Source organism: Streptococcus sp. NM (assembly GCF_003390135.1).
Lineage (GTDB): Bacteria > Bacillota > Bacilli > Lactobacillales > Streptococcaceae > Streptococcus.
Genome location: NZ_QUOS01000002.1, coordinates 189,702 through 203,781, shown reverse-complemented (window position 1 = coordinate 203,781; position 14,080 = coordinate 189,702). Strand labels below are relative to the sequence as shown.

The 14,080-nt window shown below is 40.5% G+C and carries 13 protein-coding genes; all 13 read left to right on the top strand.

Features of this window, described 5'->3' with window-relative positions; translation table 11 throughout:
• The first annotated feature begins 144 nt into the window (after positions 1-144).
• The 13 genes from glpK to DXN33_RS05440 all read left to right on the top strand — a co-directional run bounded on the left by glpK (position 145) and on the right by DXN33_RS05440 (position 14,080).
• Positions 145-1,653: a glycerol kinase GlpK gene (gene glpK, locus DXN33_RS05505; RefSeq protein ID WP_070482504.1), complete on the top strand. Its 1,509-nt coding sequence runs from the start codon at positions 145-147 to the stop codon at positions 1,651-1,653.
• Positions 1,654-1,694: 41 nt separating this feature from the next.
• A complete protein-coding gene (gene glpO / locus DXN33_RS05500; protein ID WP_115904566.1) occupies positions 1,695-3,521 on the top strand; it encodes a type 1 glycerol-3-phosphate oxidase in 1,827 nt (608 codons plus the stop codon).
• A gap of 69 nt (positions 3,522-3,590) precedes the next feature.
• Positions 3,591-4,295: an MIP/aquaporin family protein gene (locus DXN33_RS05495; RefSeq protein ID WP_094752995.1), complete on the top strand. Its 705-nt coding sequence runs from the start codon at positions 3,591-3,593 to the stop codon at positions 4,293-4,295.
• Positions 4,296-4,697: 402 nt separating this feature from the next.
• Entirely contained in the window at positions 4,698-5,852 is a 1,155-nt protein-coding gene (gene dltB / locus DXN33_RS05490; RefSeq protein ID WP_115904565.1) for a D-alanyl-lipoteichoic acid biosynthesis protein DltB, read from the top strand.
• 47 nt (positions 5,853-5,899) lie between these two features.
• Positions 5,900-7,072 (top strand): D-alanyl-lipoteichoic acid biosynthesis protein DltD, encoded by a 1,173-nt coding sequence (gene dltD / locus DXN33_RS05485; protein ID WP_115904564.1) that lies wholly within the window; start codon positions 5,900-5,902, stop codon positions 7,070-7,072.
• A gap of 452 nt (positions 7,073-7,524) precedes the next feature.
• A complete protein-coding gene (locus tag DXN33_RS05480; protein ID WP_033682482.1) occupies positions 7,525-7,656 on the top strand; it encodes a teichoic acid D-Ala incorporation-associated protein DltX in 132 nt (43 codons plus the stop codon).
• A 20-nt stretch (positions 7,657-7,676) separates the two neighbouring features.
• On the top strand, positions 7,677-9,227 hold the full coding sequence (gene dltA / locus DXN33_RS05475; protein WP_115904563.1) for a D-alanine--poly(phosphoribitol) ligase subunit DltA: 1,551 nt from the start codon (positions 7,677-7,679) through the stop codon (positions 9,225-9,227).
• On the top strand, positions 9,224-10,468 hold the full coding sequence (gene dltB / locus DXN33_RS05470; RefSeq protein ID WP_115904562.1) for a D-alanyl-lipoteichoic acid biosynthesis protein DltB: 1,245 nt from the start codon (positions 9,224-9,226) through the stop codon (positions 10,466-10,468). The genes dltA and dltB (DXN33_RS05470) overlap by 4 nt, the downstream gene beginning before the upstream one ends.
• Positions 10,469-10,481: 13 nt before the next feature.
• Positions 10,482-10,721 carry a D-alanine--poly(phosphoribitol) ligase subunit DltC gene (dltC, locus tag DXN33_RS05465; RefSeq protein ID WP_053039805.1) on the top strand — a complete coding sequence of 80 codons (240 nt, stop codon included), beginning with the start codon at positions 10,482-10,484 and terminating at the stop codon, positions 10,719-10,721.
• The gene (gene dltD, locus DXN33_RS05460; RefSeq protein ID WP_049491172.1) at positions 10,714-11,982 is read left to right on the top strand and encodes a D-alanyl-lipoteichoic acid biosynthesis protein DltD; all 1,269 of its coding nucleotides are present in this window, start codon (positions 10,714-10,716) and stop codon (positions 11,980-11,982) included. The genes dltC and dltD (DXN33_RS05460) overlap by 8 nt, the downstream gene beginning before the upstream one ends.
• A 154-nt stretch (positions 11,983-12,136) precedes the next feature.
• Entirely contained in the window at positions 12,137-12,577 is a 441-nt protein-coding gene (gene adcR / locus DXN33_RS05450; protein WP_001249308.1) for a zinc-dependent transcriptional regulator AdcR, read from the top strand.
• Positions 12,577-13,281: a metal ABC transporter ATP-binding protein gene (locus DXN33_RS05445; RefSeq protein ID WP_001269496.1), complete on the top strand. Its 705-nt coding sequence runs from the start codon at positions 12,577-12,579 to the stop codon at positions 13,279-13,281. The genes adcR and DXN33_RS05445 overlap by 1 nt, the downstream gene beginning before the upstream one ends.
• Positions 13,274-14,080: a metal ABC transporter permease gene (locus tag DXN33_RS05440; protein WP_000950030.1), complete on the top strand. Its 807-nt coding sequence runs from the start codon at positions 13,274-13,276 to the stop codon at positions 14,078-14,080. The genes DXN33_RS05445 and DXN33_RS05440 overlap by 8 nt, the downstream gene beginning before the upstream one ends.

Here is a 14,080-nt window from a genome sequence, read left to right as displayed (position 1 = left end):
CAGGTCTTTTTTGTGAAATTCACACAATCTCCTCACATTTTTTAAAAAATTAAAAAAAGTTGATGAACAAGAAAGCGCTTTATTTTGTATACTAGTTAGTGTAAAGAGGAAACATCCTCAAGATCTTTATCAGGAGGACAGCACATGTCACAAGAAAAATACATCATGGCCATTGATCAGGGAACTACAAGTTCTCGTGCCATTATTTTCAACAAAAAAGGAGAAAAGGTCAGCTCGAGTCAAAAAGAGTTTACCCAGATTTTCCCTCAGGCAGGTTGGGTAGAGCACAATGCCAATGAAATTTGGAACTCAGTCCAGTCAGTTATTGCGGGTGCTTTCATCGAAAGTGGTGTGAAACCAAGTCAAATCGAAGCAATCGGAATTACCAACCAGCGTGAAACAACGGTTGTCTGGGATAAGAAAACAGGGCTTCCGATCTATAACGCAATCGTTTGGCAGTCACGCCAGACAGCACCTTTGGCTGAGCAACTAAAAAGCCAAGGTTATGTGGAAAAATTCCATGAAAAGACTGGTTTGATCATCGATGCTTACTTCTCAGCGACTAAGGTTCGTTGGATTTTGGATCATGTAGAAGGCGCTCAAGAGCGAGCAGAAAAAGGAGAATTGCTCTTTGGTACTATCGATACTTGGTTAGTTTGGAAGTTGACTGACGGTGCGGCTCACGTGACGGACTACTCAAATGCAGCTCGTACCATGCTTTATAACATTAAAGAACTTAAATGGGATGATGAGATTTTGGAAATCCTCAACATTCCAAAGGCTATGCTTCCGGAAGTTCGTTCTAACTCTGAAATCTACGGTAAGACAGCGCCATTCCATTTCTACGGTGGAGAAGTGCCAATCTCAGGTATGGCTGGGGACCAACAAGCAGCCCTCTTTGGACAGTTGGCCTTTGAACCAGGTATGGTCAAGAATACTTATGGAACAGGTTCTTTCATCATCATGAATACCGGTGAAGAAATGCAGTTGTCTGAAAACAATCTTTTGACAACCATTGGTTACGGAATTAACGGCAAGGTTTACTATGCCTTGGAAGGTTCTATCTTCATCGCAGGAAGTGCTATTCAGTGGCTTCGTGACGGTCTTCGCATGGTGGAAAATTCACCAGAATCTGAAAAATACGCTCGTGATTCTCACAACAACGATGAAGTTTATGTCGTTCCAGCCTTTACAGGTCTAGGTGCTCCATACTGGAACCAAAATGCTCGCGGTTCTGTCTTTGGCTTAACTCGTGGAACAACTAAAGAAGACTTTATCAAGGCAACTCTTCAATCTATCGCTTATCAAGTCCGTGATATCATCGATACGATGCAAGTGGATGCGCAGACAGCTATCCAAGTCTTGAAAGTAGACGGTGGTGCAGCTATGAACAATTTCCTCATGCAATTCCAAGCTGATATTTTGGGAATCGATATCGCACGCGCCAAAAACTTGGAAACAACAGCTCTAGGGGCAGCCTTCCTAGCAGGTTTGTCAGTGGGCTATTGGAAAGACTTGGATGAGTTGAAACTCTTGAACGAGACAGGAGAACTCTTTGAACCATCGATGAACGAATCTCGCAAGGAACAACTCTACAAGGGCTGGAAGAAGGCTGTAAAAGCAACTCAAGTCTTTGCGGAAGTAGACGACTAATACTGGAAGAATAAAGCGACTTAGTTAGAAAGTGTGTAAATATGGAATTTTCAAAGAAAACACGTGAATTATCAATTCAAAAAATGCAGGAACGTACCTTGGACCTCTTGATTATCGGTGGAGGAATTACAGGGGCTGGTGTAGCCTTGCAGGCAGCGGCTAGCGGTCTTGAGACTGGTTTGATTGAAATGCAGGACTTCGCAGAAGGAACATCTAGCCGTTCAACAAAATTGGTTCACGGTGGTCTTCGTTACCTCAAACAATTCGACGTAGAAGTGGTATCAGACACTGTTTCTGAACGTGCTGTAGTTCAACAAATCGCTCCCCACATTCCGAAACCAGACCCAATGCTCTTACCAGTTTACGACGAAGATGGAGCGACCTTTAGCCTCTTCCGTCTTAAAGTAGCCATGGACTTGTACGACCTTTTGGCAGGAGTTAACAACACGCCAGCTGCTAACAAGGTTTTGAGTAAGGAAGAAGTCTTGGAACGCCAGCCAAACTTGAAGAAAGAAGGCTTGGTAGGAGGTGGGGTTTACCTTGACTTCCGTAACAATGATGCCCGTCTCGTGATTGAAAACATCAAACGTGCCAACCAAGACGGTGCCCTCATTGCTAACCACGTGAAGGCAGAAGGCTTCCTCTTTGACGAAAGTGGCAAGATTACAGGTGTCGTAGCTCGTGATCTCTTGACAGACCAAGTCTTTGAAATCAAGGCCCGTCTGGTCATTAACACAACAGGTCCTTGGAGCGATAAGGTACGCAATTTGTCTAATAAGGGAACCCAATTCTCACAAATGCGTCCAACTAAGGGAGTTCACCTAGTAGTGGATTCAAGCAAGATCAAGGTTTCACAGCCAGTTTACTTTGACACAGGTTTGGGTGATGGCCGTATGGTCTTTGTTCTCCCACGTGAAAACAAGACATACTTTGGTACAACTGATACAGACTACACAGGTGACTTGGAACATCCAAAAGTAACTCAGGAAGATGTGGATTATCTACTTGGCATTGTCAACAACCGCTTCCCAGAAGCCAACATCACCATTGATGATATCGAAAGCAGCTGGGCAGGTCTTCGTCCATTGATCGCAGGCAATAGCGCTTCTGACTACAACGGAGGAAATAATGGAACCATCAGTGATGAAAGCTTTAACAACTTGATTGCGACTGTTGAATCCTATCTTTCTAAAGAAAAAACGCGTGAAGATGTTGAGTCTGCTGTCAGCAAGCTTGAAAGCAGTACCTCTGAGAAACATTTGGACCCATCTGCAGTTTCTCGTGGTTCGAGCTTGGATCGTGATGACAATGGCCTGTTGACTCTTGCTGGTGGTAAAATCACAGACTACCGTAAGATGGCTGAAGGAGCTATGGAGCGCGTGGTTGAAATCCTCAAAGGAGAATTTGACCGTAGCTTTAAACTCATCAATTCTAAGACATACCCTGTTTCAGGTGGGGAATTGAACCCAGCAAATGTTGATTCAGAAATCGAAGCCTTTGCGCAACTTGGAGTGTCACGTGGATTGGATAGCAAGGAAGCTCACTATCTCGCAAATCTCTATGGTTCAAATGTACCGAAAGTCTTTGCCCTTGCTCATAGTTTAGAACAAGCACCAGGACTCAGCTTGGCAGATACTTTATCACTTCACTATGCAATGCGCAATGAGTTGGCTCTTAGCCCAGTTGACTTCCTCCTTCGTCGTACCAACCACATGCTCTTTATGCGTGATAGTTTGGATAGCATCGTTGAGCCAGTTTTAGATGAAATGGGACGATTCTATGACTGGACAGAAGACGAGAAAGCAACTTACCGTGCGGATGTTGAAGCAGCTCTCGCTAACAACGATTTAGCAGAATTAAAAAATTAAGAGAAAGGAAAAGAGGTGGAGGACAGCATTCCATGTCGCCCGCCCCTTCTTTTTAATAGAGACAGAAAGATGATGAATGAATTATTTGGAGAATTTTTGGGGACTTTAATCCTGATTCTTCTAGGAAATGGTGTTGTTGCAGGTGTGGTTCTTCCTAAAACCAAGAGCAACAATGCAGGTTGGATTGTGATTACTATGGGTTGGGGAATTGCTGTAGCCGTTGCGGCTTTTGTATCTGGCACGCTCAGCCCAGCCCACCTAAATCCAGCTGTAACGTTTGCGATGGCCTTAAAAGGAACGCTCTCTTGGGCTTCCGTTTTCCCATACATCCTAGCTCAGTTCGCAGGGGCTATGCTGGGTCAGATTTTGGTTTGGTTGCAATTCAAACCGCATTATGAGGCAGAAGAAAATGCAGGCAATATCCTGGCAACCTTCAGTACTGGACCAGCTATAAAAGATACTGTATCAAACTTGATTAGTGAAATCCTAGGAACTTTTGTATTGGTATTAACAATCTTTGCTTTGGGACTTTATGACCTTCAAGCAGGAATCGGAACCTTCGCAGTGGGAACTTTGATTGTCGGTATCGTTCTATCACTAGGTGGAACAACAGGTTGTGCCTTGAACCCTGCGCGTGACCTTGGACCTCGTATCATGCATAGCATTTTGCCAATTTCAAACAAGGGAGACGGAGACTGGTCTTATGCCTGGATTCCTGTTGTGGGACCTGTTATCGGAGCAGCCTTGGCCGTTCTCGTATTCTCACTTTTCTAAGATATTAAAACTCAATTATTCATACCTCAATAAACATAACTTACAAAAACGACTAAAATAAGGAGCACTTTCTCACTTCATTTTGGTCGTTTTGATTTTTTAAGTTTATATACTGGTGCTGATTACTATTTCAGCTAAAAAGGCAGAATTCTTCACTGGTCCCTTCATCAATTTTTTGTTCTTGAATTTTATTTATTGTGTGAATAATTTTGTCTCATTATTGGGGTTCAGTACTAAGAGTCAGTTGGATTTTTTATTTTAAGAAATAAAATAACAGAAGTATTTTTAGTTTTTAAATTATGATATAATGAATAAAGTTAACTATCTTTGGTAATATGATAGGAACTAATCTTAAAAAGATAAATCATGAGATGAGAAAAAGAAAAAAGGAGTTTGGCTGGTATGAATTATTTCGAGGGGAATGAGTTTTTCCTTCTTTTGTTTGTAGTTTTACTGATTGGTTTTGTGATAAACTTTTTTGAAAAACGTAAGGACTACTATATTTTGGTGCTCTCCCTCTTATTTGCAGGAGCTATTTATGGCAAGAGTAGAGCAATGATTGTCTATTTAATCTCCTTTGTAATTTATCAATATTTTCTGGTTTTCATAGCACAGAGGATAGAAACAAAGCGGCTGAAACCTCTGGTTTTCCTTTCTATTTTTCCTTTGGTGATCAATAAAATCTTTGCCCTGACTTCTCTGCATTTGTTGGCCTTTATTGGAATTTCTTACATGTCCTTTAAGACCATTCAGATCATGCTGGAGATATCGGATGGCTTGATTAAAGAAAAGATTAGCATAAAAGACTACCTGCAATTTTTACTTTTTTTCCCTACAGTTAGTGCTGGTCCGATTGATCGGAGTAGGAGATTTTTAAAAGAGATAAACGAGGTCATGCCTCGAAAAGAGTATCTAGAGTTAGCAGGGGACGGTGTGTATCGTATCGTTCTAGGCCTTCTCTACAAGGTTGTTTTATCAACCTATGTTTATCAGATGTTACTCGCTCTAAATAATACTGGCACAGTCGTTTACTCAATCAAGTATATGTACCTCTATACCTTGTATCTGTTCTTCGACTTTGCAGGCTATAGTCTAATGGCCGTTGGAAGTAGCAACATTCTAGGTATTCAGACACCGATGAACTTTAACAAACCTTTCTTGAGTGTCGATATCAAGGATTTCTGGACCAGATGGCATATCACCTTGTCGACCTGGTTGAGAGATTTTGTATTTTCAAGAGTATTGATGCAGGTTATCAGGAAAAAATGGTTTAAAAATAGACTACACAATGCAACCTATGCCTATATGGTCAATATGTTGGTCATGGGTTTTTGGCATGGCCTTAGTGTTAGCTACATTGTTTATGGTTTTTATCACGGTGTCTTGATGGCTGGATTTGAAGTGTATCAAAAGAAAAGCAATTTTTATAAGAAAAATAAAAATAAAGATTGGTATAAGCTACTGAGTTGGTTTGTGACCATGAATTTGGTTATGCTTGGTTTCTTTATCTTTTCAGGTGAACCCTATAAAATCTTACTTACGATTTTAAAGAGATAAGAACTTGAAAAGAGATTGGACGGATCGAAGGGATAGGATAAAACTAGATGATTAAACTAAAAGCATTTTTGCTATCGCTTGTGCTCGTAATTGCGACGCTTGCGCTTTTAAATGTGACATACGTCAAGAAGATTGATGATTATTATAAAGTAAAGGATAACAGTATTCGCTATAGCACTTCGTATGAAAAGTATAAAAGTAGAGATATTCTGACAAGCAATATTACTCCCAATACACTGGTTTTATTGGGCTCATCAGAGTTGGTTGCGACGATAAATGAAGACTACCATCCCAATAAAATTTTTAACTACAACGATTTTAATATCATGCAGATTGGAACCAGCTATTCACAAAACATCATTCAGGCTACGACCTTGGGCTCTATTGAAGGATCTATGAGTAAGCGAAAAGTGGCTATAGTAGAATCTGTTCAGTGGTTTGAAAAAGATGGGACTCATCAAGATGCCTTTTTGAACAAGGCTTCTCAAGAACATATTTTCCATATGCTAGATAATGATAAGATTAGTAAGGAAACGAAAGAAAAACTAATCAATCGTATTATCGAGATTACCAAGGGGAACAAGCAACAAAATGACATCTACAAAAAATACAAAAGTTATTTCATAGATGAGAAAGGAACGATTGTTGATAAAAAACTATTAGAGTTTGATAACGCGATTTATTCCTTTAAACTCAAACAGACTTTTTATCAAAAACATGCCAAATCAGATTATCCTTCACTAGGGGATAAAACCCCAGACTATGATTGGGAGAAAATGACGAATCAGTTTGTAGAAGAGGTCAAAAAGAAAACAGACAATAATGATTATGCTGTTGATAATAACTACTACAATACCTATTTAAAAGATCGTTATACATCGCTGAAGAATTCTAATAAAGATTTGAGCTACCTCGAGTCACCAGAGTATTCAGATATGGAACTTTTCTTGACAGTTGCCAAAGAATTGGGCATTGAAGTTGAGGTCATTATTTTCCCAGTAAACGGGAAATGGAATGACTACACAGGTGTCTCAAGAGAGATGCGGGAGAAAACTTATAAAAAAATAGAAGATGTCGCAAAAAGCTATGGTGCAACGGTATTAAACTATGGAAACAGAGAGTATGATGATTACTTTTTATTTGATGTGATGCATGTTGGAGTGAAAGGATGGATGGAAGTTGAAAAAGAACTATACAAATTTGCAAACCAAGATAACTAACACACACCGTTTAATCTTGTGGACGTTATTTTTCTATACTGTTATCTTAAGCATCGTGATTTATTGTTTTGTGACCGATTTTTCGAACATTCAAGAATTTATCTATAGTGAATTCTAGGATTACATACTATAAAAATCTCTAGATAAAGGGAACTGCACCGATAAAGTGAGACATAAGATAAGGCTCTATAATATTTATAGTGGAAAAATCCTCTATAGGTAGTATGGAGCCTACTTTGTTGTAGCTCCCCATATAATCCATACTGAAAAGCATTTAAGCTATCATTAGAAAGAATCATATGGAACAAATTAATGTTACTGGAACGTAGTGAAAATAGACGGGTAAACAATTGAAAAACTAGTCTATAAAGTGGTATAATAGCAGAAAAATAAATTAGTAAGAAATTGATTTTATTTTAGCGGAAAATTACAGAAATGAATGGTTTTTCTTGATGAAACAGAGAAAAGAATTGTACATATTTCTTGGTCGGACAGCCTTGTATTTTCTTATCTTTCTAGGGCTGCTTTACTTCTTTAGCTATCTTGGTCAGGGTCAAGGAAGCTTTATCTATAATGAATTTTAACTTGAAGGAGAATCCTTATTATGTCAAATAAAGCAATCGTAGATATGATTGAAACCATTGAGCATTTTGCTCAGACACAGCCTAGCTATCCTGTTTACAATGTTTTGGGGCAGGAACACACTTATGGAGATTTGAAGGCTGATTCGGATAGTTTAGCTGCAGCCATCGATCAACTGGATTTACCAGAGAAGTCTCCTGTGGTTGTTTTTGGTGGCCAAGAATATGAAATGTTGGCAACTTTTGTAGCGCTGACTAAGTCAGGTCATGCCTACATTCCAATTGATAGTCATTCGGCTTTGGAGCGAGTTTCGGCTATTTTAGAAGTAGCGGAGCCAAGTTTGATTATTGCCATCTCAGACTTTCCATTGGAGCAGGTTTCTACGCCAATGATGACTCTAGCTCAGGTTCAAGAAGCCTTTGCTCAAGGGACTAGCTACGAGATCACGCATCCAGTCAAGGGAGATGATAACTACTACATTATCTTTACTTCTGGTACGACTGGTAAGCCAAAGGGAGTGCAGATTTCACATGATAATCTCCTCAGCTTTACCAACTGGATGATTACGGACAAGGAATTTGCGACGCCAAGTCGTCCGCAAATGTTGGCTCAGCCACCTTATTCTTTTGACTTGTCTGTCATGTATTGGGCTCCGACCTTGGCACTGGGAGGAACTCTTTTTGCTTTACCATCTGTCATCACTCAGGACTTTAAGCAACTCTTTGCGACCATCTTTTCATTGCCGATCGCTATCTGGACTTCAACGCCTTCTTTTGCGGATATGGCCATGTTGTCTGAAGATTTTAATAGCGAAAAAATGCCTGGAATTACGCATTTCTACTTTGATGGCGAAGAATTGACGGTTAAAACGGCTCAAAAGCTACGTGAACGTTTCCCATATGCCCGTATTATCAATGCCTACGGCCCAACAGAAGCGACAGTAGCCCTGTCAGCTGTTGCTGTGACAGACGAGATGCTAGCGACTCTCAAACGCCTACCAATCGGCTATACCAAGGCTGATTCTCCAACCTTTATCATTGACGAGGAAGGCAATAAATTGCCAAATGGAGAACAGGGAGAAATCATTGTTTCTGGACCGGCCGTCTCAAAAGGTTATATGAATAATCCTGAAAAAACAGCAGAAGCCTTCTTTGAGTTTGAAGGTCTGCCAGCCTATCACACAGGTGATGTGGGAACCATGACAGATGAAGGCTTGCTTCTCTACGGCGGACGCATGGACTTCCAGATTAAGTTCAACGGTTACCGCATTGAGTTAGAAGATGTCTCTCAAAACCTCAATAAGTCTCGCTTTATTGAGTCAGCAGTTGCTGTCCCGCGTTATAACAAGGACCACAAGGTGCAAAATCTACTGGCCTATGTCATCCTAAAGGACGGTGTCCGCGAGCAGTTTGAGCGTGATATCGATATTACCAAGGCTATTAAGGAAGACCTAGCAGATATCATGATGTCCTATATGATGCCATCTAAGTTTCTCTATCGAGACAGTTTACCACTAACGCCTAATGGTAAAATTGATATCAAGGGCTTGATTAACGAGGTAAACAGTAGATGATGGAGCTTTATAAACAGCTACCTCATTTGGAACCTTATGGTGATTTTCAGTACTTTTTATACGTGATTGCTGCAACTTTGCCCATCTTTATCGGTCTCTTTTTCAAGAAACGCTTTGCCTGGTATGAAGTATTGGTTAGCCTCTTCTTTATCGTCACCATGTTGGTGGGTGGAAAGACCAATCAATTGGCTGCCTTGAGTATTTACCTGTGCTGGGAAATATTGCTCTTGCTTTTCTACAAGCACTATCGAAAAAGTAAGGATGGCAAGTGGGTCTTCTACTTAGTTAGTTTTCTGTCCTTACTTCCGATTATCTTTGTCAAGGTGCAACCAGCTATCAATGGAACGCAGTCTTTGCTTGGGTTCTTGGGAATTTCTTACCTGACCTTTCGTTCGGTTGGAATTATCATCGAGCTGAGAGATGGAGTGATTAAGGATTTTACCCTCTGGGAATTCCTCCGCTTCCTACTCTTCATGCCGACTTTTTCAAGCGGGCCAATCGATCGCTTTAAGCGGTTTAATGAAAATTATCAGACCATTCCTGAGCGAGATGAGTTGATGGATATGCTGGAAGAGGCTGTCAAGTATATCATGCTTGGCTTTCTATATAAGTTTATCATAGCTCATATTTTAGGAGAGACCTTACTCCCTCCTCTGAAGAATCTAGCCCTACAGTCAGGTGGCTTTTTTAACCACTATGCCTTGGCAGTTATGTATACCTTTGGTCTAGAACTTTTCTTTGACTTTGCAGGCTACTCTATGTTTGCCTTGGCCATTTCAAATTTGATGGGAATTCGTAGCCCTGTCAACTTTAACAAGCCTTTTTTATCTAGGGATTTAAAAGAGTTTTGGAATCGCTGGCACATGAGTCTGTCTTTCTGGTTCCGTGACTTTGTCTTTATGCGAATGGTCATGGTGTTGACCAGAAAGAAGGTCTTTAAGAATCGCAATGTAACCTCAAGTGTGGCCTATATTGTAAATATGCTGATTATGGGATTTTGGCATGGAGTGACCTGGTACTATATCGCTTATGGCCTCTTTCATGGATTAGGCTTGGTTATTAATGATGCTTGGATTCGTAAGAAAAAAACGCTCAATAAGGAACGGAAAAAAGCAGGGAAAGCTGCTCTACCTGAGAATCGCTGGATTCAGTTGCTTGGCATGGTTATCACCTTCCATGTCGTCATGCTGTCATTCTTAATCTTTTCTGGATTTTTGAATGATTTATGGTTTAAAAAATAAAAGGAAATAAAATATGGATATCAAATCAGAAGTTATTGAAATTATTGATGAGTTGTTTATGGAAGATGTTTCTGACATGATGGATGAAGATCTTTTTGATGCAGGTGTCTTGGATAGTATGGGAACGGTTGAGTTGATTGTGGAGATTGAAAACCGTTTTGATATTCGTGTCCCTGTTACAGAGTTTGGTCGCGACGACTGGAATACAGCCAATAAAATCATAGTTGGTATTGTGGAGCTACAAAATGCTTAAACGCTTATGGTTAATCTTTGGGCCTATCTTCATAGCTGGATTTTTGGTTCTTCTACTCATCTTTTTTTATCCAAGTACAACAAGCCATAATCTGACGGAGGAGAAATATTCGGCGGCTTCTGTTAGTGTAGAGAGTTTTAAAGAGAGAAGCCAAAAAGTAAGGGCTCTTACAGATCCAAATATGCGTTTTATTCCTTTTCTAGGGTCCAGTGAATGGATTCGATTTGATAGTGTCCATCCAGCTGTTTTAGCCGAGAAATACCATCGTCCCTATCGTCCTTACTTTTTAGGTCAAGCAGGAGCAGCCTCTCTAAATCAATATTTTGGCCTACAGCAAATTTTGCCAGAAATAGAGGATAAGCAGGCAGTATTTGTAATTTCGCCTCAGTGGTTTACGGAGGCTGATTATGAACCCGCAGCGTTTCAGAGATTTTTTAACAGTGACCAATTGACAGCTTTTCTGGAAAATCAATCTGGTGACACTGCTGCAAAGCATGCGGCTATTCGATTGTTAAAGCAGAATCCTAATGTTGCATTAAAAGGCATTGTTCAAAAACTGTCAAAGGGTGAAGAATTATCAGAGGTTGATCAGGTTGCTATTAATATTTTTGCCCGATTCAATGAGAGACAGGCTTCTCTATTTGGTCAGTTCTCCATTAGAGGAAAACTCAAATATAAGGAACATGTGGAAAATTATTTAAAAGATCTTCCAGATCAATTTTCTTACCAAGAGTTAGAAAAAATTGCTCGAAAGGATGCAGAAGCCAATACGACCAATAATGATATGGGGATGGAAAATCATTTCTATACGAGAGAGGTTAAGAAGGATTTGAAAAAATGGGAAGGGTATCAAAAGAATTACAGTTTCCTAAAATCATCTGAATATAATGATTTACAGTTGGTTCTCAATCAATTTGCAAAATCGAAAGTTAATGTCCTCTTTGTCATCCAGCCTGTCAATAAGAAATGGATGGACTACACAGGGCTCAGAGAAGATATGTACCAGCATGCAGTGGAGAAAATTCGTTATCAATTAGAAAGTCAAGGTTTCACTAATATTGCTGACTTTTCAAAAAATGGAGGGGATCCTTATTTTGTTAAGGATACCATTCACCTAGGTTGGTTGGGTTGGCTTGCTTTTGATAAGGCAGTTGATCCTTTCCTATCCAATCCCACGCCAGCTCCGACTTACCATCTGAATGAACGCTTTTTCAGCAAAGACTGGGCGACTTATGATGGAGATGTTAAGACATTCAAATAGATAATAATATATAGAAGAGTTCAAGAATGAAACTGGTTTTCACGTTTTTTCTTGACTCTTTTTTTGGTTGTGATATAATTAACCAGTAAATAATTTTTCAAAGAATAGTATTTTTCTCTTAAAAAAGAGAAGTCTAAAAGGAAAGGAGTCAGATATGAGACAGCTAGCGAAGGATATCGATGCCTTTTTGAATGAGGTGATTTTGCAGGCAGAAAATCAGCATGAAATCCTAATAGGTCATTGTACTAGCGAGGTGGCCCTGACCAATACCCAGGAGCATATTCTCATGCTCTTGTCAGAGGAATCTTTAACAAATTCAGAATTGGCGCGTCGCCTCAATGTCAGTCAGGCAGCAGTTACCAAGGCCATTAAGTCTTTGGTCAAGGAAGGGATGTTGGAAACATCTAAAGATCCGAAGGATGCGCGTGTGATTTTTTATCAATTGACTGATTTGGCTCGCCCAATTGCTGAGGAGCACCACCATCACCATGAGCATACACTTTTAACCTATGAACAAGTGGCGACTCAGTTTACTCCAAATGAACAAAAAGTGATCCAGCGGTTTTTGACTGCTTTAGTAGGAGAAATCAAATAATGAGATATATTACGGTAGAGGATTTATCCTTCTATTATGATAAGGAGCCCGTTCTTGAACATATCAATTATAGTGTTGATAGTGGGGAATTTGTTACCTTGACGGGGGAGAATGGGGCAGCTAAGACGACACTGATCAAGGCTAGTCTTGGTATCCTCCAACCACGCATTGGCAAGGTGACTATTTCAAAGACAAATACGCAGGGTAAGAAATTGAGAATAGCCTATCTTCCTCAACAGATTGCCAGTTTTAATGCTGGTTTTCCAAGTACGGTTTATGAATTTGTCAAATCTGGTCGCTATCCGAGAAAGGGTTGGTTCCGTCGCTTGAATGCTCATGATGAGGAGCATATCAAGGCTAGTCTGGACTCAGTTGGCATGTGGGAACACAGAGACAAACGCTTGGGTTCTCTATCTGGGGGGCAAAAGCAGCGAGCGGTGATTGCGCGTATGTTTGCTTCTGACCCAGATGTGTTTATCCTAGATGAGCCGACAACGGGGATGGATGCAGGAAGTAAAAATGAATTTTACGAACTCATGCACCACAGCGCCCACCATCACGGCAAGGCTGTTTTGATGATTACTCATGACCCTGAAGAAGTTAAGGACTATGCGGACCGCAATATTCATCTAGTCCGTAACCAAGACTCGCCATGGCGTTGTTTCAACGTTCATGAGAATGATCAGGAGGTGGGCCATGCTTAGTTTGTTATCTTATGACTTTATGCAACGTGCCTTTCTGGCTGTTATTGCCATGAGTCTTTTCTCGCCAGTATTAGGAACCTTCCTTATCTTGCGCCGTCAGAGTTTGATGAGTGATACCCTCAGCCACGTCTCGCTTTCAGGTGTAGCCTTTGGGCTGGTTCTGGGGATTTCGCCAACTATTTCCACTATTGCTATTGTCTTGATTGCGGCGGTCTTTCTGGAGTATCTCCGTACGGTTTATAAGAGCTTTATGGAAATCGGGACAGCTATCCTCATGTCAACAGGTCTGGCAGTTTCTCTGATTGTCATGAGCAAGGGCAAAAGCTCGAGTTCAATGAGTTTGGACCAGTATCTTTTTGGTTCAATCGTGACGATCAGCGAAGAGCAGGTTATTTCCCTCTTTGTCATTGCGGCGGTTGTTTTGATTTTGACCTTCCTCTTCCTTCGTCCTATGTATATCTTGACCTTTGATGAGGATACGGCCTTTGTGGATGGCTTGCCAGTTCGTACCATGTCCATTCTTTTTAACATGGTTACAGGGGTGGCCATTGCCCTTATGATTCCTGCTGCAGGAGCTCTTTTGGTATCGACTATCATGGTCTTGCCAGCTAGTATTGCCCTGCGTCTGGGGAAAAACTTTAAATCGGTTATGCTGCTTGCCAGTGCTATTGGATTTTTGGGAATGGTAGCAGGACTTTACATTTCCTACTATGCAGAAACACCTGCAAGTGCAAGTATTACCATTATTTTTGTAACTGTCTTTTTACTCATCAGTTTAGTAAGACGTTTTATCAAATAG

Excerpts from the sequence above, each read along its gene's own strand:
- glpK (WP_070482504.1), top strand. The coding sequence starts at position 145 with ATGTCACAAGAAAAATACATCATGGCCATTGATCAGGGAACTACAAGT.
- glpO (WP_115904566.1), top strand. The coding sequence starts at position 1,695 with ATGGAATTTTCAAAGAAAACACGTGAATTATCAATTCAAAAAATGCAG.
- DXN33_RS05495 (WP_094752995.1), top strand. The coding sequence starts at position 3,591 with ATGATGAATGAATTATTTGGAGAATTTTTGGGGACTTTAATCCTGATT.
- dltB (WP_115904565.1), top strand. The coding sequence starts at position 4,698 with ATGAATTATTTCGAGGGGAATGAGTTTTTCCTTCTTTTGTTTGTAGTT.
- dltD (WP_115904564.1), top strand. The coding sequence starts at position 5,900 with ATGATTAAACTAAAAGCATTTTTGCTATCGCTTGTGCTCGTAATTGCG.
- DXN33_RS05480 (WP_033682482.1), top strand. The coding sequence starts at position 7,525 with ATGAAACAGAGAAAAGAATTGTACATATTTCTTGGTCGGACAGCCTTG.
- dltA (WP_115904563.1), top strand. The coding sequence starts at position 7,677 with ATGTCAAATAAAGCAATCGTAGATATGATTGAAACCATTGAGCATTTT.
- dltB (WP_115904562.1), top strand. The coding sequence starts at position 9,224 with ATGATGGAGCTTTATAAACAGCTACCTCATTTGGAACCTTATGGTGAT.
- dltC (WP_053039805.1), top strand. The coding sequence starts at position 10,482 with ATGGATATCAAATCAGAAGTTATTGAAATTATTGATGAGTTGTTTATG.
- dltD (WP_049491172.1), top strand. The coding sequence starts at position 10,714 with ATGCTTAAACGCTTATGGTTAATCTTTGGGCCTATCTTCATAGCTGGA.
- adcR (WP_001249308.1), top strand. The coding sequence starts at position 12,137 with ATGAGACAGCTAGCGAAGGATATCGATGCCTTTTTGAATGAGGTGATT.
- DXN33_RS05445 (WP_001269496.1), top strand. The coding sequence starts at position 12,577 with ATGAGATATATTACGGTAGAGGATTTATCCTTCTATTATGATAAGGAG.
- DXN33_RS05440 (WP_000950030.1), top strand. The coding sequence starts at position 13,274 with ATGCTTAGTTTGTTATCTTATGACTTTATGCAACGTGCCTTTCTGGCT.